Origin of the sequence: Pseudonocardia sp. KRD291 (assembly GCF_019263595.1) — a bacterium.
Classification (GTDB): domain Bacteria; phylum Actinomycetota; class Actinomycetes; order Mycobacteriales; family Pseudonocardiaceae; genus Pseudonocardia.
In genome coordinates this window covers 1-20236 of record NZ_JADQDD010000093.1, presented here as the reverse complement: position 1 = coordinate 20236, position 20236 = coordinate 1, and the positions used below count along the sequence as shown (strand labels likewise).

Below are 20236 nucleotides of genomic sequence, written 5' to 3'. Positions count from 1 at the left end.
AGTGGGCAAGGAGGCCCAGCCCGACGACGACCCCAAGTCCATCTGACCCATCCGGGCCGCGGAACCGGCAGCCCTGCCGGCGAGCCGCGCCCGTGAGCCAGGAGAACCGCCATGCCCTCCGCCTCTCCGTCCTCACCCACCCATCCGCCGCCGGATCACGTCTCGGGCCGGCGCGGCAAGCTACGCCGGCGCCTGAAGAACTCGGCGGCGCTCGCGGCCGCACTGCTTGTCGTCGCCGCCCTGTACATGGCCTTCGCCCCACAGCCACAGGTCGCGACCGGCCAGCCGGACGGTGCCCTGGTGGCCCAGGGACAGGACCTCTACACCACCTCCTGCATCACCTGCCACGGCTCGAACCTGCAGGGCGTCCCCGACCGGGGGCCGAGCCTGATCGGCGTCGGTGACGCGGCGGTGTACTTCCAGGTCTCGTCCGGCCGGATGCCGCTGGCCAGCCAATCCGCCCAGGCCCAACGCAAACCACCCCGACCGGAGTTCGACCCGGACACACCGCCGGGACGAGCCAACCTCGAGGCGCTCGGCGCCTACGTCCAGGCCAACGGCGGCGGCCCGCTGACACCCTCGGCGGCCGACGCATCGCTGCGCGGCGACGACCCGGCGCGCGGGGGCCAGCTGTTCCGGCTCAACTGCGCGTCCTGCCACAACTTCACCGGGGTCGGCGGGGCGCTGTCCTCGGGCAAGTACGCCCCCGAGCTCGGGCCCGCCAGCAACACCGAGATCTACACCGCGCTGCTGTCCGGTCCCCAGAACATGCCCCGCTTCTCCGAACAGCAACTCACCCCGGCCGAGAAGAAAGACATCATCGCCTACGTCCGCTCGGTCGCCAACGGCGGCAACAACCCCGGCGGCAACCCCCTCGGCGGCATCGGACCGACCTCCGAGGGCATCGTCGCGTTCATCGTCGGCATGGCCGCCCTGATCGGATTCGCGATGTGGCTGGGGGCCAAGAACTGACTGCGGAGGCAGGAGGCCTCCCGCGGTGGGTCTGCTGCGTCGCGACGAAGCGGCTTGATGGTCGGCCGTGCCTACACCAGCGTTGCCGACGCGGGGCGCGCCTCCGACGGGTTCACCGGATCAGCCCCAGATTCGGCGGCGGAGCGGGACTCGGCGATCAGGTCGACGGCACGGTCTCGGCCGCCGACCTGCCGGCGGTCGAGACCCCGATCAGGGGCCTGCCGGGATCAGCGGGTATCGCTGTGGTCGACCTCGTCGCCCGCGGTCGTTGCGTGATCGAGGCTGCGGGGGGCAGGGGCGCAGCAGGTGTCCTCCGGCTCCGGAGGCGGTTCGATGGTGACGTGGTGGCGTCGTGGGCGGGCCGGGGCAGCGGTAAGTCCTGGTTCGGTGCGGGTTCGTGCGGCGCGCACGGCGTTGAGGATGACCAGCACCTCGGCGGTTTCGTGGACGACGACCACGGTGGCCAGCCCGAGAACGCCGAAGGCGGCGAGCGGGATGAGCGCGGCGATGATCAGCAGGGACACCCCGACGTTCTGCAGCATGATCGTGCGGGAGCGGCGGGCGTGGGCGAGTAGCTGGGGGAGGTGACGCAGGTCTTCTCCCATCAGGGCGACGTCGGCGGTCTCGATTGCGACGTCTGTGCCCATGGCGCCCATCGCGATGCCGACGTCCGCGGTAGCCAGTGCGGGGGCGTCGTTCACGCCGTCACCGACCATCGCCACCCGGCGCCCGCGGGCGATGGCCGGCAACAGCTCGGCCTTCGCTTCGGGGCGCAGCTCGGCGTGCACGACGGCGATGCCGACCTGCTCGGCCAGCGCCGTGGCGGTGCGCTGGTTGTCTCCGGTGAGCATGGCGACGTCGATGCCGAGCTCCCGAATCCGCCGTACGGCCTCGGAGGCCTCGGGGCGTAGCTCGTCGCGTACCGCCACGGCTCCGAGCAGCTCGCCGCAGCGTTCGACCAGGACGACGGTGGCGCCGTGCTCCTGGAGGCGCCGCACGTCGGCGTCTAGGAGTGGGCCGGGGGAGATCCAGCCGGGCTTCCCCAGGCGGAGTTCGACACCGTCGAGGGTTCCGGTCAGGCCGTGTCCGGGCACGGCGGTCACCTCGTCCGCGGTACGCGGCGCGATCGCGTGCCGCGGGTCCTGCGCGGCGGCCAGGATCGCGCTGGCCAGGGGGTGCTCGCTGCGAGCCTCCAGTGCGGCGGCGTTCTCGAGCACCGTGGCGGGCTCGGTTCCCGGGGTCGGGACGATGTCGACGACCACGGGGCGGTTACGGGTCAGGGTGCCGGTCTTGTCGAGCGCGACGGCGCGGATGCGCCCCAGCTCCTCCAGCGCGGCGCCGCCCTTGATCAGCGCGCCGTGTCGGCTGGAGGCGCCGATAGCGGCCACCACGGTGAGCGGCACGGAGATGGCCAATGCGCATGGTGAGGCCGCGACCAGGACGACCAGCGCGCGCTCGAGCCACAGCAGCGGGTCGCCGAGGATCGCGCCGAGGCCGGCGACCAGCGCGGCCAGGACCATGATCGCCGGGACGAGGGGGCGCGCGATCCGGTCGGCGAGGCGTTGGCCTGCGCCTTTACGGTCCTGGGCCTGCTCGACGATGTGCACGATCCGCGCCAGGGAGCTGTCCGCGGCGGGGGCGGTCACCTCGACCTCGATCGCTCCGCCGCCGTTGATCGTGCCGGCGTAGAGGTCGTCGCCCGGGCCGGCCTCCACCGGCACCGACTCCCCGGTGATGGCCGAGGTGTCCAGGCTGGTATGGCCACTGCGGATCCGCCCGTCGGTGGCGGCGCGTTGTCCGGGCCGCAGTATCAGCACGTCGCCGATGACCAGCTGGTCGGGGGAGACGCTGACCTCGCCGTCCTCGCGCAGCACCGACGCGGTCGGGGGTACCAGTCCGAGCAGGGCCCGCAGGCCACGCCGGGTGCGGGTGACCGCGTAGTGCTCGAGGCCCTCGGCGATGGAGAACAAGATGCCCAGCAGCGCCGCCTCGGGCACCTGGCCCAGAGCCACGGCGCCGACGGCGGCGATCGTCATCAGGGTTCCGACACCGACCCGGCCGTGTCGTAGACCGCGCAGCACGCTCGGGACGAACGTCGAGGCCGCGATCACGGCTGCGATCAGCTCCACGCCGGTCACCGGTAGCGAGCCGACACCGGCCCGGGCGAGTACCCAGGCCGCTCCCAGCAGGACTGCGGCCAGCGCGGCCAGCTGCAGCTCGCGGACCTGCCAGATCCGCGCCGGCCCCTCATCGGCAACCGGGTGCCCGTCGACTCCGGCCGTGGACTCCGGTCCGCAACAGCCCTCAGCCACGACTTGCCCCTTTCGCTCCCGCGCCGGCGGCTGCGGCAACCCCGGGATCCACGCCGGGATCGACGCCGAGTACGGCTGTGAGCACCGCGCGCCCCCGATCACCGAGTCGGTACATCACCATCCGCCCGTCCTTGCGGGAGACCACGACCCCGGCGGTGCGGAGCTGGCGAAGGTGATGTGAGACCAGACCCTGTGACGCCCGGACCACCCAGGCCAGGTCGCACACGCACAGCTCGTCCCCGGCCGACAAGGCGACGGCCAGCCGCAGCCGGGTCGGGTCGCCCAGCGCACGGGCGGTGTCGGCAGCGAGCTCCGACTCGACGACCGGCGGCAGGGACGCTCGGATCCGCTCGGCGTTCGGAAGATCCAAACACAGGAGTTCGCAGGTGTCGTCTGCCTCGGGCGCCATGCCATCATTCAAACGTCTATTGATATGTTTGGTCAAGGGTGGCTGCGCTACGCATCCGGCCTCGGCACGTGGAGGTGGCGTCGTCCGGCCCCAGCGCGCGTGTGCGGGTGCCGTCGCTACAGTCGTGTCCGGTTCGTGCGGTTGGGTCACAACGGTCGAGCAGTCGGAGAAGGTGGTGGGACGACGTGCGCGCTCTGTTCACCCGCTCCACCGTTGCGCTGATGGCGCTGGTGGCGCTGCTCGCGCTGGCCGGACTCGGCAGTGCCCAGGACTGCGGCGCGCCCACCACCGCGGCGCCGGTCGTCGACCTGACCGCGTCAATGCCGTCGATGCACTCGATGCCGTCGGTGGCCTCCGCCGACACGGTGCCGGGCTGCCCCGACTGCGTCGCGGGAGCCCCGGCCCCGGACACCGCCACCTCGCGCATCCTCGCTTCTGGTGAGTCGCTGCCGGGTGTCTCACCCGGCGAGTGCACCCTCGATCACCCCTGCCATCGCGCCCCGCCGCGCGATCACGACAGCAGCGGGGCGGCAGCCGTGCGGGCCTCAGCTGAGACCACCGCGGCGGTGGCGCTTCGCGCCTACGCGCTGGCCGACCGACCGGCCGCGCCGGTACCGCCGGTCTCGGTCGCCGGGCCGGTACCGCCCTCTGCAGTGAGCTCCCCGGTCGCAGTCCTCTGCGTCGATCGGAACTGATTCCCGGCCCTGCCCGCTCGCCCTCGTGTCCCACCCCCGTTCCACGGCAGTCGGTGGGGTGCCCCGGCCCGCGAGCGGGCGCAGCCGCTCCGATCCGTTACCCGGCCTGCGCCGGGCCCGCCTGCACAGAAGGTCGTTTCGATGCCTCGCACTGCGCGCTCCTCCTCCCCTGTGCCGCCCCAGGGCGGCATGTCCCGCAACACCCGGCTCTCGCTCGTCGTCGCCGGGGTCTTCGTCCTCGTCGTCGCGGCCCTGTTCGGCGTCACCCGACTCGCCGGCGACAGCGGATCTCCCGCTGCGGACCCCTCCGCCGCCGCGGCCACGGCCGTGCGCCCGGACAGCCACCGGCTCTCCACCGCCCCCGGGTCGACGGTGAACTTCGTGGAGTTCCTCGACTTCGAATGCGAGGCCTGCCGCGCCGCGTTCCCGGCGATCGAGCAGCTGCGCCAGCAGTACGGCGATCGGGTCAACTTCGTGATGCGCTACTTCCCGATCCCCAGCCACGTCAACGCCGAGCGCGCCGCACGCGCGGTCGAGGCGGCTGCGCAGCAGGGCCGGCTCGAGCAGATGTACACGCTCATGTACGAGACCCAGACCGAATGGGGCGAGCAGCAGGCACCGATGGACGAGAGGTTCCGCGGCTACGCCGCCCGGCTCGGCCTGGACATGGCCCGCTACGACGCGGTGTACAACGACCCCGCGACCGTGGAACGGATCCAGGCAGACCGGGCCGACGGCCAGGCACTCGGCGTGCAGGGCACCCCCACGTTCTTCCTCAACGGACAGAAGCTGGAGCCCGAGAGCCTCGACGATCTGACCCGCGCCCTCGACCAGGCCCTGGCCCAGCAGTGACCGAAACCGTGCACCGCCCCCCAAAGCCCGGGGCAACGGCCGCAGGTGGGGTGCACGCCCCGATGCCGCGGACGTTGCCCTGGATGCTGCTGCTCGGTGGCGCGGTCGGTTTCCTGGCCGCGTTCCTGCTGACCGTCGAGAAGATCGCGTTGATCGCCGATTCGGCCTACGAGCCCAGTTGCAGCATCAACCCGGTGCTCAGCTGCGGGTCGGTGATGGCGACCCCGCAAGCACAGGCGTTCGGGTTCCCGAACTCACTGATCGGGATCGCCGGCTTCGCCGTCGTCGCCGCCACCGGGGCGGCGCTGCTCGCCGGGGCCCGCCTACGCGGCTGGTACTGGACCGGGCTACAGGCCGGTGTCGTGTTCGGCGCAGGGTTGGTGCACTGGCTGATCTTCCAAAGCCTCTACCGGATCGGCGCGCTGTGCCCCTACTGCATGGTCGTGTGGGCGGTGACGATGCCCCTGTTCTGGTATGTCACGCTGCGCAACCTCGCCGCGGTCGGTGACCGGCTTCCCCCACCCGTGCGTCGCGTCGTGGCCGCCCTGGTCGGGCTGCACGGCGTACTGCTCACCGGCTGGTATCTGCTGGTCATGGCCCTGATCCTGCACCGCTTCTGGTACTTCTGGTCCGGCTCGGTGCTCACATGAGCCCGGCCGCGCGGATCCTCGCGGCCCTGACCTGCGCGACCGCCCTATTGCTGGTGAGCGGCTGCTCGTTCAGCAACTCAGGCACGGCACCGAGTTCGGCCAAGCAGTTCACCTTCGTCGCCCCCGGCGGCCAGGACCGGATCTTCTACGACCCTCCGCAGGACCGGGGCGAGGTGCGCGGCCTGTCCGGACAGGACATGGTCAAGGACGACCGGACGCTGAGCCTGGCGAACTTTCGGGGCCAGGTGGTGGTGCTCAACGTCTGGGGCACCTGGTGCGGCCCGTGCCGCGCGGAAATGCCTGACCTGCAGCAGCTCCATCAGCGCCTGGGCCCGCAGGGGGTGACCGTGTTGGGCATCGACGTCCGCGACGACCGCGACGCCGCCCGCGACTTCCTGGCCAGCCGCTCGATCACCTACCCGAACATCTTCGACCAGCCCGGCCGGTCCCTCCTGGCCCTGGAGGGGTTCCCGCGCAACACCGTGCCCTCCACGGTCGTGCTGGACCGCCAGCACCGCGTCGCCGCGGTGTATCTGCGCTCGATCCGGCTCAGCGAACTGCTCCCCGTGGTACAGCGAGTAGCCGCGGAGCCATCGTCACCGGCCCCGACACCGGGCCCGGCGCCCGGGGCGGAGGGCTCGAGGTGAACGCCACCGAGCTCGCCCTGTCGGGGCCTCTCGTCCTGGCCGTTCTGGTGGCGGTCGCGGCCGGAACGGTGTCGTTCGCCTCCCCGTGCGCGCTCCCGCTGGTCCCGGGCTACCTCGGCTATCTGGCCGCAGTCGCCGGCACCCCGCCGCCCCCGGTCCCCGGCGCCGACAAGGCGGCTCCCGCTACGGCCTCGGCGCGACGGCGCATGGCAGGGGCCGCCGCCCTGTTTGTCGCCGGCTTCACCGTCGTGTTCGTCGCCGGAGTGCTGCTCGTCCTCGGGCTCGCCGACGCGCTGCTGACCCAAGAGCTGCTGCTGCAGCGGATCGGCGGGGCGGTCACGATCGTCATGGGCCTGGTGTTCCTCGGCGCGTTCCCGACGCTGCAGCGCGACACCCGACGGCTGAGCCCACCCCGAGACCGCGGACTGTGGGGCGCCCCCCTGCTCGGGGCCGTCTACGGGCTGGGCTGGACCCCCTGCCTGGGCCCGACCCTGACCGGGGTCGTCGCCCTGACCACGGCCACCGACGTCGGCCCGATCGCCGTTCGCGGGCTCGTCCTCGTACTCGCCTACTGCGCCGGTCTCGGTCTGCCCTTCGTGCTTCTGGCCTGGGGCGCCGGATGGGCCGTGCGGTCAACGACATGGCTGCAACGCCACATCCGGGCCGTTCAGCTCACCGGCGGAGTCATGCTGCTAGTCATGGGCGTCCTCCTGGTGACCGGACTGTGGGGTCAGACCATCGCGTGGCTACGCGGCCCGATCGCGGGCTACACACTGCCACTCTGAGCTGAGAAAGCGCCTCGAAGCACTCCGCCGGAACGCTCACGGTAGCATTCATGCAATCATTCGCATGTGTTGATGGAAGAGCGTGATGGATCACGGGCACGGGGCTGTCGGAGCGACGGTGGGAGCCGCATACGTCCGCCGTATGGCGCTCGCGCTCGGTCTGACCTTCGTCTACATGCTGGTTCAGATCGTGGTCGGCCTGGCGAGTGGCTCACTCGCGCTGCTGTCCGACGCGGCGCACATGGGCACCGACGTGCTCGGCCTCGGGCTGGCACTGGCGGCGGTGGTTCTGGCCAACCGGCCGGGCGCGAGCCAGCGCACGTTCGGCAACTACCGGCTTGAGGTCCTCGCCGCGGCCATCAACGGGCTACTGCTGTTCGGGGTGGCGGCGTGGGTGCTCCTCGAGGCGATCCGGCGGTTCTCCGAGCCGGGCGAGGTCACCGGGCTGCCGGTGCTGGTGACAGCGGTGTTCGGCCTGCTCGTGAACGTGGTCAGCATGCGAGTGTTGGCCGGTGAAGCGAAGGAGAGCCTCAACGTCAAGGGCGCCTACCTCGAGGTTCTGGCTGACATGATCGGGTCGATCGGCGTGATCGTCGGTGCGCTCGTGGTCTTGCTGACCGGTTGGGTGTACGCGGACACGGTGGTGGGGGCGGCGATCGGGCTGTTCATCCTGCCGCGGACCTATGTGTTGATGCGGCACGCCGTCCGCATCCTGATAGAGGTCGCGCCGCCACATCTTGATGTCGCCGAGGTCCGGCGACGGTTGGAGGCGATCGACGGGGTCGCCGAGGTGCACCAGTTGCACGTCTGGACCATCACGTCTGGAATGGACGCGGCCAGCGTGCACGTCCTGGTCAACGCCGACGACTCGATCCACCCGGTGCTAGACACCGCGCGCACGGTCCTCGCTGAGGTCGGCGTGACCCGGTCGACGGTGCAAATCGAGCCGGTAGCGCACAGCGACGGGTCGGCCGCGGTCCCCGAGTCGATGGGCCAGTGATCTGCCTGGCTCTGACGGTCACACGACGTGTCGGCGTGGACGCGATGTCCAGAATGTTCATCGAGCACATTGACCCGGACGAGGCGTTCCGCGTGTTCTCCCGCCTACGGCAACGGCGAGGGCCTGTTCAGCTGGGACAACCCCGCTGGACCGACGCCGGGGCTGCGGCGCCCGGTCGGAGCCTCCAGCCTCGCGGACGCATGGTCGGGCCCTACCCCCAGTACGCGGCCAGGCCCGCACGCAGCAACTCGCACCGGTACCGCAGGTCCACAAGGACGGTCGGCCCAAGGGCGAGGTCGGTGGCGGGTATCTCGCTCGTACAGCTGGCGGACGATAGGTATTCGACCCCTGCGGTATTCGTCGGTCGCGCCACGACACGGCACCTGCCCCCGCGACCGAACTGCTAGATGTGGCCCAGGACCTGGCGCGGCGGGCAGGCGGTGCGACGCTAGTTGTCGAGGCTCAATCCGGGTCCGGCTGGCGTCGTCGTTCGAGAAGGACCGCGGAGCGTCGAGCCGGTCGCCACAGGCCTTGCACGTATGTCGAGGGCCTCGGCTAACCTCGACGGTATGTCCGGGTCGTCCGACTCGGTCTCCACGTCTAGGGAGGTCCGCATGGCTCGCGCCGCGGCCTCCCCGATCCGTGCAGCCGTGATGTTCGCCGCCGTCGCCACGATCTGCGTGGCAGTTGGCATGGACATCCTTGCGGGGGAGCACGCGTCACACAGCCTGACCGTGGGGTTGATCGCAGCGGTCGTCGCCGCGATCAGGCTGCGTCTCGCCGGGAGTTGTCGGGGCTACTTCGCATCTCTTAGCGGGGCTATCGTCGCCCAACCTGCGCTGCACGCGGCATCCAAGCTGTTCCCGGCGGAGCCGGACACCGTGGCCGGACACGCGGCCGAGTCCTCTGTCTCGGTGGCTCACGTGTTGCTGGCGGCGGTCGTCGTCGGCGTCGTCACCGGTGCCGAGAGCCTGTTCCTGCTGCTGTCCGCTGTTCACCCTCTCGCGCGGCTGGTGTGCCTGATCGCGCGGCCACCTGCGCCCCGGGGACCGCTCGTGCTGCGGCGGCGCCCCGGTGCGACGGCGATGGTCCGCCGCTTCGTTGAAGCGGACATCTCCCTACGCGGACCTCCGAGCGACTCGCTCGCTGCTGCCTGACTAAACCTGCTCCGCTTGCTCGAGTAATCGCTCCGGGTCCGCCCCGTGCGATCTGTGGTGCGCGGCCCTGGCCGGTAGTGGCGAGTTCGAGCCGTCCTGCCCCCGACTCGTTCCTTCTCGTTGCGGGTCGCGTTCCTGGAGCCACGCATGCACGCCTTTTCTCCGACCCCTCAGCGGGATCCAGCTGCCGGTCTCCCGCTACCGACCGCACCCGTCCCGCTCGGCAGCGGCGCCCGGGTGTTCATCCGTACCGCGACCTCCGGTGACCTGAAGGCCACGGCCGTTCTGCAGATTCTCGAACTCCCGATGGGGCTGTTCCCGCGCCTGGGACGTGGGTTCGTGGCTCGTTGGCACCAGACGTTCCTCGACAGCGCGCACGCCGTGGCCCTCGTCGCGGTTCGCCGGGACGACTCCGATGCCGAGGAGGTGGTGGGATTTCTCGTCGGAAGCACCGACCGGCGGGCCTTCCGCCGCGAGCTACTGACGCGCCACCGGTTCGGGCTGATGGCCCGTGGGATCGCGGCCCTCGTCGTCCGGCCCCGTGTCCTCGCCGGGTTCCTCCGAACTCGAGTGCGCCCTTACCTGTGCCGGCTCGGCGGGCGCGATGTGGCCGGCCGTCCCGGTGAGGCCGCGCCGCCAGGTCGTCCAGGCGCCGTCGGTGACCTGACGGCTATCGCGGTCAGTGGATCCGCACGGCGTGGGGGTGCCGGCCGCCGGTTGACCGAGATCTATCTGGGCCGGTGTGCCGCTGTGGGCGCCGACTGGGTCGAGCTGGTCACGTTGGCCGATGCGGTGGGCGCCCGGACGTTCTACTCGAGCACCGGCTGGACGGCGCTGGACGACGATTGCACACGGGACGGTCTGAACGTCCGACGTTTCGGACGTCGCCCGGGTTGCCCGGAAGGCACGCGGTGACGCGGTCGCGCGTCCTGGCGCTGATCGCCACGGTCGTCGTGGGAACCGCCGGCGTCGGGGTTGCCCTGGCCGCCGTGCCCGGCACTCCTACGGGTCCGGCATCGGGCCCCGCTTCTGCTGCCGCGCGCGATGACGCCGCCGTCCCGCCCAGAGGTCCAAATACGTTCATGTCCGACGGCGAGGCCTTGGCCGACCTCAAACGAGTGGCCGGGCAGTTCGTCGAACGGGTGGGCACCTGGCAGCGCACCGTACTGCCGGATCCTCAGGCCCAGGTGGAAGCGGCCGGGTATCCCGGGGCCCTGGTCGCCACCGCCCGGCCGTTGTTCGAGGCTTCGGCGCCGGAGGTCGTGACCGAGGTCGTGTACCCCCAGATGGGGGGCCTGACGCCCACCACAGCCAGCGTGATCGTCCTCGCGCGGCAGGAGGTCCGGGTCGCGGAGACGGTCGGGGTCCGCGACGTCACCCTTGATGTTCGGCTACGGATCGAGGGGCGACGCTGGGTGGTGTCGTCGGTCATCGATCCACCGCGCCCCTCGGGTCCTCCCGTGCGCGCTGGCGGGGCGACCGGCGGAGGCCGAGCGCTGCTCGCGTCCGCGCGGATCGAGCTGTCTGACGCGGTGCGCTACGACATCTCTACACGCCGGCTCGATGACCGCACGCTCGCCATCGTCCAGGAGCTTGCTCGCGGATACGAGATCGAGCTGCAGGTCGCTGCGTCCGGCCATCCTGGCACCGTCTTCCCGAGCGCCCGCCTGTCCAACCACGCGGTGGGACGAGCCGTCGACGTCCGGTCGATCAATGGCGTGCGTGTCGCGGACATCCGCCGTGATGACCCGCTGCTCGCCACGTTCATGGTGGAGGCGGCACGAGCCGGAGCCACCGAGGTCGGAGGTCCGATAGCCGTTGAGGGGCGCGGGTTCTTTACGGACGAGGTCCACCAGGACCACATCCACGTAGGCCTCACCCCGGGCAAGCCGCCTGCTGTCGCGGATTCGTCGTGAGCAGGCGGAGAACTGCCGCGCCCCATCGGTACGCGGTTGGGGCCCAGTCCGGCGAGGGAGGTCTCGCGCAGGTGTCGTGGCTGGCCGCGGGGACGGCCCTCTCCCGCGGGACCGGCTTCGTCCGCACCTCGGTGTGGGCGGCGGCGCTGGGGCTGTACACGGTGGGGAGCGCGTTCACGATCGCGAACACCGTCCCGACGATCCTCTTCACGCTGGTGGCGGGTGGGGCGATCAGCGCGGTGTTCGTGCCTCAGCTCGTGAGGGCCATGGACCGGGGAGAAGCCGAAGGTGCGGCCTATGCCGACCGCCTGCTCACCGTGGTCATCGTGGTGCTCGGACCGCTAACGGCCGGGGCGGTCCTGGCCGCTCCCGTTCTCGCCGGGTTGTACGCCGGGCAGGGATGGACTCAGACCGAGCTCCACCTCGCCGCGGCCTTCACTGCTTGGTGCCTGCCCCAGGTGTTCTTCTACGGTGTCTTCGGAGTCCTGAGCCAGGTCCTCCAGGCCCGGGGGCGGCCTGGCCCGATGACGTGGGCGCCTGTCGCGAACAACATGATCGCCATCGCGGTCGGTGTGGCGTTCCTCGTTTACGGATCCGTCGAGACAGGTCCGCAGCCAGAGGCGGCCGACTCGGTCTCACCCGCCGAGATCGCGCTACTCGGCGGCGGGGCCTCCCTCGGGGTCGTGGTTCAGGCGTTGATCCTCGTCCCGGCGCTGCGCACGGTCGGATATCGCTTCCGCCCCCGGTTCGATCTGCGCGGCGCGGGTCTGGGGCGATCGGCCCGGTTGGCGGTCTGGACCCTCGTCTTCGTCGCAGCCAACCAGGTTGCCTACTCGGTGACGGTCGTCGTGGCCAATACTGCGGGCAAGGCGGCGGCGGGCACATCGCAGTGGGCTGCGGGCCTGCCCTCGTATACGAACGCCTACATGATCATGCTGGTCCCGCACGCCGTAGTAGCAGTGTCGTTGGCCAACGCCCGGATCCGTTCGATGAGCCAGGCCTCCGTGCATGGTCAACCCGCCGAGGTCGGCGCCGCCGTCGGTCGTTCCCTGCAGGACGCCGGGCGTGTCCTCGTCCCGGTGGCCGCCGTGACCGCCGCCGTCGGCCCCTCGATGACACGTCTACTCTTTCCCGGCAACCCCGAGCCCGACACCCTCTACATGGGCCTGGTGCTCGCGTGCTTCGCGCCCTCGATCGTTGTCTACTCGGCTCAGTACCTCGTGGTCCGCGGCATGTATGCGCTGGAAGACACCCGCCGGCCGGCCCTGGTCCAGATCCTCGTTACGGGTCTGCAGATCCTGCTTGCCGTCGTGGTGGCTGGTGTCCTGCCCCCCGAATGGGTCGTGGCGGGTCTGGCGGCGAGCTTCGCTCTCGCCTACTCAGCGGGGCTCGCCCTGAGCCTCACTCTCCTGCGCCGATCCGCCGGCGAACCGGGACTTCGCGAGCTGGGCCTCAGCTACGGACGACAGTTGTTAGCCGCCGTGCCGGCTGCCGGTGCTGCGACGATCATTTGCCGGCTCGTGATCGATCAATGGGGTTCTGGACTCATCAGCAGCGCAGTCGGACTGCTGAGTGGAAGCATCGTATTCTGCGCGGGATACAAGGCTTTGTTACAGATATTCGAAGACGAAACGCCGGTAGACTAGCGTCAAGTAACCTGAACAGGTTTAGCGCGTTCGTAGTTTCGGCGTCGTCGAATTGACGCTCGTGATCCACTATATCGATAATTCGGTGGATCGGAAGGAACTGCCGCGTCGCGGGCCGCTTTGGCCTGCTGCGACTTGTTATCCCGGTTTCATTGGGTGCCCTGCTCGTGTTGGTGGGGCAGGCGCCTTGCTCGCTGAGTTAGGTCTGGCCGGTCTGACGGCGATCGAGGATCGAGCCGGCGATCCCTTGCCGTCGTCTTACCTCTCGCTGCGCTGGACTTCACCTTCGGCGTTTTAGTATTGAGCGCAACGCGAACGATCGAGATCGTGATCGACGAGGAGGGGGGTGCCGTGCAATCTTCTCTGAATGGCCGGGCTGGCGCAGCTCGACACACTGCGAGTGATCCACTCGCTGCGCACGTCATGCGCACGCGCGATGTGGTCAACGATCTGGTGAGGTTCGACAAGATTCTCGGTGTCTGTGGGATTGGGCCGAATCACATCCTGACCGACGAGCCGGATGGACCGGTGTCGCATGGATTCTTCGTACGACTGGTTTGGGGCGATCCCGCGGCATCGCAGAATGCGGTACTTCAGTCGTTGACGGCCACGGTTCATGACATGAGCGCCTCCCCTTGGGAGACGCTCGGTGCAGTGGAGGCCCTGCTCCACCGAGTGACCATGATTCTCTGTGGCGTGACGGAATCCCCGGTCTCGCGGATCGCCGCCCGGGGCGAGGTCGGGTCGAGCGACGGGTCCTGTTCGGTCTCCAGGACCTACGACGTGCTGTCGCATCTCCACGACCCGAGGACCCGTGGGGCCTGATCGGGACGAAGCCTCGCGGGCTACACCTCATGCGACCGGAGCCCCGAATCTCTCGGCGGGGATCAGGAAGGTGAACGTCGGCGGCGAGGACCGGGAGAGCACCAGTCGGCCACCTTCTGCTTCCGCGAGGCGCCGAGCGATGGCCAGCCCCATGCCGTGAGGCCTGATGTGGCACTCCCGCTCGTCGGCGGCCATTGCGCCGGGGCGAGGGCCGGGTCCCTCGTCCGAGACGTCGACGGCGACGGCATCGTTCAAATCTCGTGCGGAGAGGCGAATGGTCCCCGCACCATGAAGCTCGGCGTTGTCCAGGAGAACGCCGAGCACCTGCCGGGTAGCTGCGGCGGACACGGGCGACTGCGGAAGGTCCGGTGGGATGTGGCATTCCAGACCACGGTGCGAGGGCAGCCGGTCACGCCACTCCGTCTCGATCTCTGCGAGCATGGTCGGCACGTCGATCGGTTCCCGCGTCGTGCTCGTGTCCTCGCGGGCCAGTACGAGCAGTTCGTCGATCGTCCGTTCCAGGCGGTCGGCCTCGTTGATCCCGTCGCGGATGGCCTCCCTCGGATTCCTATCGGGCTGATCGAGAGCGGCCTCCAGCCGCAACCTCAAACCTGACAGTGGAGTTCGCAGCTGGTGGGAAGCTTCGGCCGAGAAGGAGCGTTCTCTGGCGAGAAGATCGTCCAGACGACCCGCGGTGCCGTTCAGGGCGTCTCCGACGGAGTCGATCTCCGGTAGACCTGCTGCGGCGGCTCGTACCGTGAAGTCACCCTCACCCAGCCGTTGTGCCGATACGGCCAGACGTTCGAGCGGGGCGGCCAGACGGCCGGCCTGCCGGCGAGCGACTACCCAGACTGCGACGAGCACGAGGCCGGCGAGGGCGACCATGCCCAGCCAAGCGGGCGCAATGCGTTCGTAGACCGCAGATGCTGGAGCCATCGCGCGGACCACGCCATGGACGCCATGCCCGTCGGTCACCGGTACTGCGGCGAGGAGGTCGCTGCCGGAGCCGTCCTGGACGGCTCGCCCGTTGAGCGCCCGCTCAACGGCATCGTCTCCGCGGGGAGGGCCGTCGCCGAGCAGCCTTCGTCCTTGTCCGTCGTAGACGCCGAGGAACCGTCCGTCATCGGGGTCCGGGATCGAGGACGGCACCTCGTCGTGGATCAGCTCGGGTTGCGCCGAGCGAGCCGTGAAATCCGCCAGCCGCTGGAGGGACGCCTGCTCTTCGGTGAAAGCGAACTGTGCGAGACCGACGGCCAGTGGCACGCCGAAAAGCCCGATCGTCAGCCCGGCGATGACGAGGCTGAGAGTGACGATCTTCCGCCGCATGGTCAGCCGCCCCGCTCACCGGTAGGTGCGCCGGGATTCTCCAGGCGGTACCCATGGCCTCGGAGCGTCGTGATCGTCGGGACCTTGCCGAGCGAGTCGGCGGTGTGGATCCGGCGGCGCAGCGAAGCGACGTGCACGTCGAGGGTCTTGGTCGAGCCGTACCAGTGCTCGTCCCAGACGTCGGCCATGAGGGTGCCCCGGCTGATCGCCTTGTCGGGATCTCGCGCCAGCCGCGCCAAGAGATCGAACTCTTTGGTGCGCAGCACGACTTCATGACCGTTGATCAGGACACGTCGGGCGGCGATATCGAGCGACAAATCGCCGAGCTGCACCGTGCCCGAAGCCTCGGTCGGACGAGCTCGCCGAAGATGGGCCCGAACCCGGGCCAGGAGTTCGGTGAGCCGGATCGGTTTGGTGAGGTAGTCGTCGGCACCGGCGTCGAGACCGAGCACGACGTCGATCTCCGAGTTCCGCGCGGTGATCACGATGATGAGGGTTTGAGGCTGGTCGCGTCGGATACGACGGCAGACCTCCACTCCGTCGAGGTCGGGGAGGCCCAGGTCGAGTAACACGAGATCGAACTCCATGGTCCTCGATACCCGCACGGCTGCGTGTCCCTCGCCGGCTCTCACCGCGTCAAAGCCATGCGCCCTCAGGCTCGACTCGAGAACGTCACCGATGGTGGCGTCGTCCTCGACGACCAGAACAGATGGCATGTCTCGATGCTAATCAGAATCGGCCTGCCCGGCGTGGTCGTGTAGTTCAGTCGTCGTTCTCGCTCGGTGGCGGGGCGGTTTCCGACGTAGGCGCCCCCGGAGTGGGTGATGATGGCGCGGCGCCCGGGATCGGCGGCGGTGCGGGCACGCTACCGGAGCTGATCTGCAGGATGACCTGCTCACCCGGCAGCGCGGCGCCGCGCGGGGTCTGCCCGACGACGGTCCCCTCGGTGGCCCGGTTGTCCACCTCGCGGGTGGTCAACGCCCATCCGGCTCCCTGGAGCTCGGAGCGGGCGTCGTCGACGGGCTTGCCGATCACGTCCGGGATCCGGGACTCCGCGCCGCCCTCGAGGTAGCGGCCCGCGGGTGTGGGCAGCGGGGAGACGGGGGTGCCGTCGACCAGCGGCTTCACCGCGCCGTACCAGGTCTCGGCCGGGGTCTTGCCGCCGAAGATGTTGCCCTCGCTACAGGCGAACGGCGCACCGCCTGAGTCACATAGGGGCCGCGGTGAGCTGGAGTTGTCGAACGTGATGACCGCGCCGGACATCTGCGGGATCGCGCCGAGGAAGGTGGCGGACTTGTTCTGCTGGGTTGTTCCGGTCTTGCCCGCCATGGGCCTGTTCCATCCGACCTGGCGTGCCGCAGTCGCGGACGTCCCGCTGATGTCGTCCTTGGACAGACCGTTGACCAGCGTGTCCGCCAGCCCGGGATCGACGACCTGGGCGCAGGGCTCTTCGGTGATCGGCACGGCTTTGCCGGACGGGTCGGTGATCGAGTCGATCGGCGTCGGCGGGCACCACTTCCCCTCGCTGTAGAGCGTCGCGCCGACGTTGGCCAGCTCCAGCACGCTCGTCGGGGTGACGCCGAGGGTGAACGAGGCCAGCTTCTGTGCCTTGGTCACCTCGGCGATCGAGCGGTCCGTGCGCTCCCCGGTGTTCGGGTCCGTGAACGGGGTCTCGGCCAGAGATCGCATACCGAGCCGCACGGACATGTCGACCACATCCGGGACGCCGGTGAACTCCTCGAGCTTGATGAACGCAGTGTTCGGCGATTGTGCGAGTGCATCGGTCATGCTCATGGTCGGCGGGTAGTCGCCGGTGTTGCCGACCGGGATCGGGCGGCCGCCGCCGTCGACGTAGATCGGCGACGCGTAGCCCGACGGCGGGACCTGCATGTTGTAGTTGATGCCCAGGCCCTTCTCCAGCGCGGTGGCCGCGGTGAAGATCTTGTAGACCGAGCCCGCACCGAGGTTCACCGGCTGGTAGGGCAGCCCGTAGCTGGTTTCCTCGGCGTCGGCGTCGAGGCCGAACGTCCGGCTGGCGCCCATCGCGAGCACCCGGTGCTTCTCCTGGCCGGGCTCGATCAGCGACATCACGTTCGCGACGTTCGGGGTGTCCGGCGGGACCTCGCGGTCCAGCGACGCCTTGACCTGGTTCATCGCGTTGCGGTCGAGCGTCGTCTTGATCGTGTAGCCGCCGCGGTTGATCTGCTCCAGGGAGAACCCGGCCTCGGTCAGGTACTGCACGACGTACTTGCAGAAGAAGCCCATGTCGCCGGCGCCGTTGCACCCGTTGGGCACGTTGACCAGCGGGTTCGCCACCCCGAGCGGCGACGCGAGTGCCTGGCGGGTCTGCGCGTCGTCGATCATGCCCTGCTCGCCCATCTGGGTGATGACGAGGTTGCGCCGGTCGGTGGCGGTCTTCGGGTTCTGGATCGGGTCGAACTGGGTGGTGCTGCGGACCATCCCGGCCAGCAGTGCCGCCTGCGGGACGGTCAGTTTGTCCGGGGTGGTGTTGAAGTAGGTGCGCGACGCGGCCGCGACGCCGTAGGAGCCGTTACCCAGGAACACGATGTTCAGGTAGCGGTTGAGGATCTCGTCCTTGCTCAGCTGGCGCTCCAGCTGCAGGGCGATCCGGGCCTCCTTGAGCTTGCGCGCCGGCGTCTGCTCGGTCGCCTTGAGCCGCTCGGCGTCGGTCTGCGCGTCGACGTAGAGCATGTAGTTCTTGACGTACTGCTGGGTCAGCGTGGACGCACCCTGGACCGTCTCACCGGACGCCGAGTTCGCGACGACCGCGCGCAGCGTTCCCTGCCAGTCGACGCCCTGGTGGTCGTAGAACCGGCGGTCCTCGATGGCAAGGATCGCGGCCTTCATCGCCGGCGCGATCTGCTCGTTGGAGACGTCGGTCCGGTTCTGGTCGAACAGGTACGCGATCGGCGCCCCGTCGGAGTCGGTCACCGTCGTGGTCAGCGGCGGCTCGGTGCCGACCAGGTCGGCGGAGCTCGAGCTGACGCTGTCCCCGGCCTCGTTGGACAGCACGCCGAGACCGGCCGCGACGGGAAAGGCCATACCGGCGAACACCACGCCGCCGAGGACGGACAAGCCGACGAGAACGGCAATGGGCCGCATGAAGCGGCCGCGCGACGACGACACGAACTGATCATATCGACCTAGAGGTTAGAAAACGGCAAAACGGGCAACCTCTCATAGAGGCGCCTGACTTGGTCGTGCGCGACCCTGTACGAGATGACTTGCGATGATTCGCTGAGGTCTAGCCCGCACCGGGGCAGTCTTCGGAGACCGTTGACAGCGCGTGCCCGCTTTCCTCCAGGTAGGCATGAGGGGCAGGTCAGCTCGATTCGGTGCGCCGGTGGTGTGGGATGTCGTGCGCGAGGTGCCCGGCGAACTGATAGGCCTCCTCGATCAGCGCGCGCAGGTGGTCGCTGGCCAGGCGGTAGAGCATCCGGCGCCCGATTCGGTGGGCGTGTACCAGCCCTGCCAGGCGCAGCCGGCCCAGGTGCTGCGACACCGAAGACCGCGACGCCGCGACCTGGGCGGTCAAGGTGCTCACATCCTGCTCGCCGTCGGCGAGCAGCCGCAGCAGGTGCAGTCGGGTTGGGTCGGCTAGATGTCTCAGCACCTCGGCGGCGACGCCGAGCTGCTCATCGCTGGCCGCGGGCTGCTGCGGTGCCGCCGCAACAGCTACGTTCTTGTGCGCGCGCATGGTTGCATGATGCGCTTGGGCAGCGCATCATCGCAACCATGAGCGACACGCACGGAGCAAACCCGGGCCCGGATGCAGACACCGGTAACCCGGGCGAGCATCCGCACGACCCCGCGCATCCCGGTGCTCCCGGATCCGGACACGGCGTCGAGCACACGACCGAGCCCGTACACGTCGTCGGGCACGGCGATGAACAGCCCGACCAGCACAGCCACGGTCATGGCCACGGCCACGGCCACGGCCCTGTGGGTGGGTTGCGGGGTTGGTTGGGGTCGATCTTTCGCCCGCACAGCCATGACGCGGCGGACTCGGTGGACTCGGCGTTGGAGGCCAGCGCCGACGGGATCCGCGCGGTGAAGATCAGCCTGGTCGCGCTGCTGGCGACCTCGATCGCCCAGGCGGCGGTGGTGGTACTGACCGGGTCGGTGGCGTTGCTGGCCGACACGATCCACAACTTCTCCGATGCCCTGACTGCGGTGCCGTTGTGGATCGCGTTCGTGCTCGGGCGCCGGGTGGCGTCGCGGCGCTACACCTACGGCTACGGGCGCGCCGAGGATCTGGCGGGGGTGTTCATCGTCGTGATGATCGCGCTGTCGGCGGTCGTGGCCGGCTACGAGTCGATCCTGCGGCTGCTCTCCCCGCAGCCGGTCACCAATATCGGGATCCTGATCGCGGCCGGGCTGATCGGGTTCGCCGGCAACGAGCTGGTCGCGCTCTACCGGATCCGGGTCGGGCGCCGGATCGGGTCCGCGGCGCTGGTCGCCGACGGGCTGCACGCCCGTACCGACGGGTTCACCTCGTTGGCCGTGGTGATCGGCGCGCTGGGGGTGCTGGCTGGGTTCCCGCTGGCTGACCCGATCATCGGGCTGCTGATCACCGTGGCGATTCTGGTCGTGTTAAAGTGCGCCGCGCTTGACATCTACCGTCGGCTGATGGACGCGGTGGACCCCGCGCTGGTCGATACCGCCGAGGCGAGCCTGCGGGCGGTGCCCGGGGTGGTCGCGGTCGAAGAGCTGCGGTTGCGCTGGATCGGGCACCGGATCCGCGCCGAGACAGGCATCACCGTCGACGCCAACTTGGGTGTCGTCGCAGCCCACGACATCGCCACCACCGCCGAACACACCCTGCTCCACGAGGTGCCCAAACTGGTGGCCGCGACCGTGCACGTGAGCCCGCGCGAGACCACCGGCCTTGATCACCACGCCGTGCTCGCGCACCATCCCGCCGCCCTGGAACCCGGCGCGATCACCCGGTAGAGGCCTCGACCGCCGAGCTCGGGTCGGCGATTTAGAGGACTGGTGGTCCGGGCTGAGGCCGAGAGCTAGA

20 protein-coding genes are annotated in these 20236 nt (G+C 69.7%); 13 read left to right on the top strand and 7 right to left on the bottom strand.

Annotated features, from left to right (window positions below):
* Positions 1-111 precede the first annotated feature (111 nt).
* Positions 112-972, top strand: a complete 861-nt coding sequence (locus I4I78_RS15075) for a c-type cytochrome (RefSeq protein ID WP_218611944.1) — start codon at positions 112-114, stop codon at positions 970-972.
* Between the two features lie 227 nt (positions 973-1199).
* On the opposite strand, the gene I4I78_RS15070 is transcribed toward I4I78_RS15075, so the two are convergent.
* Both I4I78_RS15070 and I4I78_RS15065 read right to left on the bottom strand, forming a co-directional pair.
* Positions 1200-3284: a cation-translocating P-type ATPase gene (locus I4I78_RS15070; RefSeq protein WP_218611943.1), complete on the bottom strand. Its 2085-nt coding sequence runs from the start codon at positions 3282-3284 to the stop codon at positions 1200-1202.
* Positions 3277-3693, bottom strand: a complete 417-nt coding sequence (locus I4I78_RS15065; RefSeq protein WP_218611947.1) for a metalloregulator ArsR/SmtB family transcription factor — start codon at positions 3691-3693, stop codon at positions 3277-3279. The genes I4I78_RS15070 and I4I78_RS15065 overlap by 8 nt, the downstream gene beginning before the upstream one ends.
* A gap of 185 nt (positions 3694-3878) precedes the next feature.
* On the opposite strand from I4I78_RS15065, the gene I4I78_RS15060 reads away from it, so the two are divergent.
* From I4I78_RS15060 to I4I78_RS15010, 11 genes are all read left to right on the top strand, one after another.
* A complete protein-coding gene (locus tag I4I78_RS15060; RefSeq protein ID WP_218611942.1) occupies positions 3879-4388 on the top strand; it encodes a hypothetical protein in 510 nt (169 codons plus the stop codon).
* 141 nt (positions 4389-4529) lie between these two features.
* The gene (locus I4I78_RS15055; protein WP_226379748.1) at positions 4530-5240 is read left to right on the top strand and encodes a DsbA family protein; all 711 of its coding nucleotides are present in this window, start codon (positions 4530-4532) and stop codon (positions 5238-5240) included.
* 62 nt (positions 5241-5302) lie between these two features.
* Positions 5303-5890, top strand: coding sequence for a vitamin K epoxide reductase family protein (locus tag I4I78_RS15050; protein ID WP_218611941.1), 588 nt, complete (start codon positions 5303-5305; stop codon positions 5888-5890).
* The gene (locus tag I4I78_RS15045; protein WP_218611940.1) at positions 5887-6537 is read left to right on the top strand and encodes a TlpA disulfide reductase family protein; all 651 of its coding nucleotides are present in this window, start codon (positions 5887-5889) and stop codon (positions 6535-6537) included. The genes I4I78_RS15050 and I4I78_RS15045 overlap by 4 nt, the downstream gene beginning before the upstream one ends.
* A complete protein-coding gene (locus I4I78_RS15040; RefSeq protein WP_218611939.1) occupies positions 6534-7322 on the top strand; it encodes a cytochrome c biogenesis CcdA family protein in 789 nt (262 codons plus the stop codon). The genes I4I78_RS15045 and I4I78_RS15040 overlap by 4 nt, the downstream gene beginning before the upstream one ends.
* A gap of 142 nt (positions 7323-7464) precedes the next feature.
* Complete coding sequence (locus I4I78_RS15035) at positions 7465-8322, top strand: cation diffusion facilitator family transporter (protein ID WP_226379747.1); 858 nt, start codon at positions 7465-7467, stop codon at positions 8320-8322.
* Between the two features lie 614 nt (positions 8323-8936).
* On the top strand, positions 8937-9479 hold the full coding sequence (locus tag I4I78_RS15030; RefSeq protein ID WP_218611937.1) for a hypothetical protein: 543 nt from the start codon (positions 8937-8939) through the stop codon (positions 9477-9479).
* 120 nt (positions 9480-9599) lie between these two features.
* Complete coding sequence (locus tag I4I78_RS15025) at positions 9600-10394, top strand: N-acetyltransferase (RefSeq protein ID WP_218611936.1); 795 nt, start codon at positions 9600-9602, stop codon at positions 10392-10394.
* A 167-nt stretch (positions 10395-10561) separates the two neighbouring features.
* Positions 10562-11395 (top strand): hypothetical protein, encoded by an 834-nt coding sequence (locus I4I78_RS15020; RefSeq protein ID WP_218611935.1) that lies wholly within the window; start codon positions 10562-10564, stop codon positions 11393-11395.
* Positions 11396-11466: 71 nt separating this feature from the next.
* Positions 11467-13041: a murein biosynthesis integral membrane protein MurJ gene (gene murJ, locus I4I78_RS15015; protein ID WP_218611934.1), complete on the top strand. Its 1575-nt coding sequence runs from the start codon at positions 11467-11469 to the stop codon at positions 13039-13041.
* A gap of 327 nt (positions 13042-13368) precedes the next feature.
* Positions 13369-13866 carry a hypothetical protein gene (locus tag I4I78_RS15010; RefSeq protein ID WP_218611933.1) on the top strand — a complete coding sequence of 166 codons (498 nt, stop codon included), beginning with the start codon at positions 13369-13371 and terminating at the stop codon, positions 13864-13866.
* A 27-nt stretch (positions 13867-13893) separates the two neighbouring features.
* Here I4I78_RS15010 and I4I78_RS15005 read toward each other — a convergent pair whose 3' ends face one another.
* From I4I78_RS15005 to I4I78_RS33835, 5 genes are all read right to left on the bottom strand, one after another.
* Positions 13894-15192: a HAMP domain-containing sensor histidine kinase gene (locus I4I78_RS15005; RefSeq protein WP_218611932.1), complete on the bottom strand. Its 1299-nt coding sequence runs from the start codon at positions 15190-15192 to the stop codon at positions 13894-13896.
* Between the two features lie 2 nt (positions 15193-15194).
* The gene (locus I4I78_RS15000) at positions 15195-15908 is read right to left on the bottom strand and encodes a response regulator transcription factor (protein WP_218611931.1); all 714 of its coding nucleotides are present in this window, start codon (positions 15906-15908) and stop codon (positions 15195-15197) included.
* A 46-nt stretch (positions 15909-15954) separates the two neighbouring features.
* The gene (locus I4I78_RS14995; protein WP_308252122.1) at positions 15955-18339 is read right to left on the bottom strand and encodes a transglycosylase domain-containing protein; all 2385 of its coding nucleotides are present in this window, start codon (positions 18337-18339) and stop codon (positions 15955-15957) included.
* A gap of 196 nt (positions 18340-18535) precedes the next feature.
* Entirely contained in the window at positions 18536-18910 is a 375-nt protein-coding gene (locus I4I78_RS14990; protein WP_218611930.1) for a helix-turn-helix transcriptional regulator, read from the bottom strand.
* A complete protein-coding gene (locus tag I4I78_RS33835; RefSeq protein ID WP_308252124.1) occupies positions 18889-19149 on the bottom strand; it encodes a hypothetical protein in 261 nt (86 codons plus the stop codon). Before I4I78_RS33835 ends, I4I78_RS14990 begins: the two co-directional genes overlap by 22 nt.
* A 72-nt stretch (positions 19150-19221) precedes the next feature.
* Here I4I78_RS33835 and I4I78_RS14985 point away from each other — a divergent pair, with 72 nt between their 5' ends.
* The gene (locus I4I78_RS14985; protein ID WP_374225874.1) at positions 19222-20166 is read left to right on the top strand and encodes a cation diffusion facilitator family transporter; all 945 of its coding nucleotides are present in this window, start codon (positions 19222-19224) and stop codon (positions 20164-20166) included.
* Positions 20167-20236: the final 70 nt, after the last annotated feature.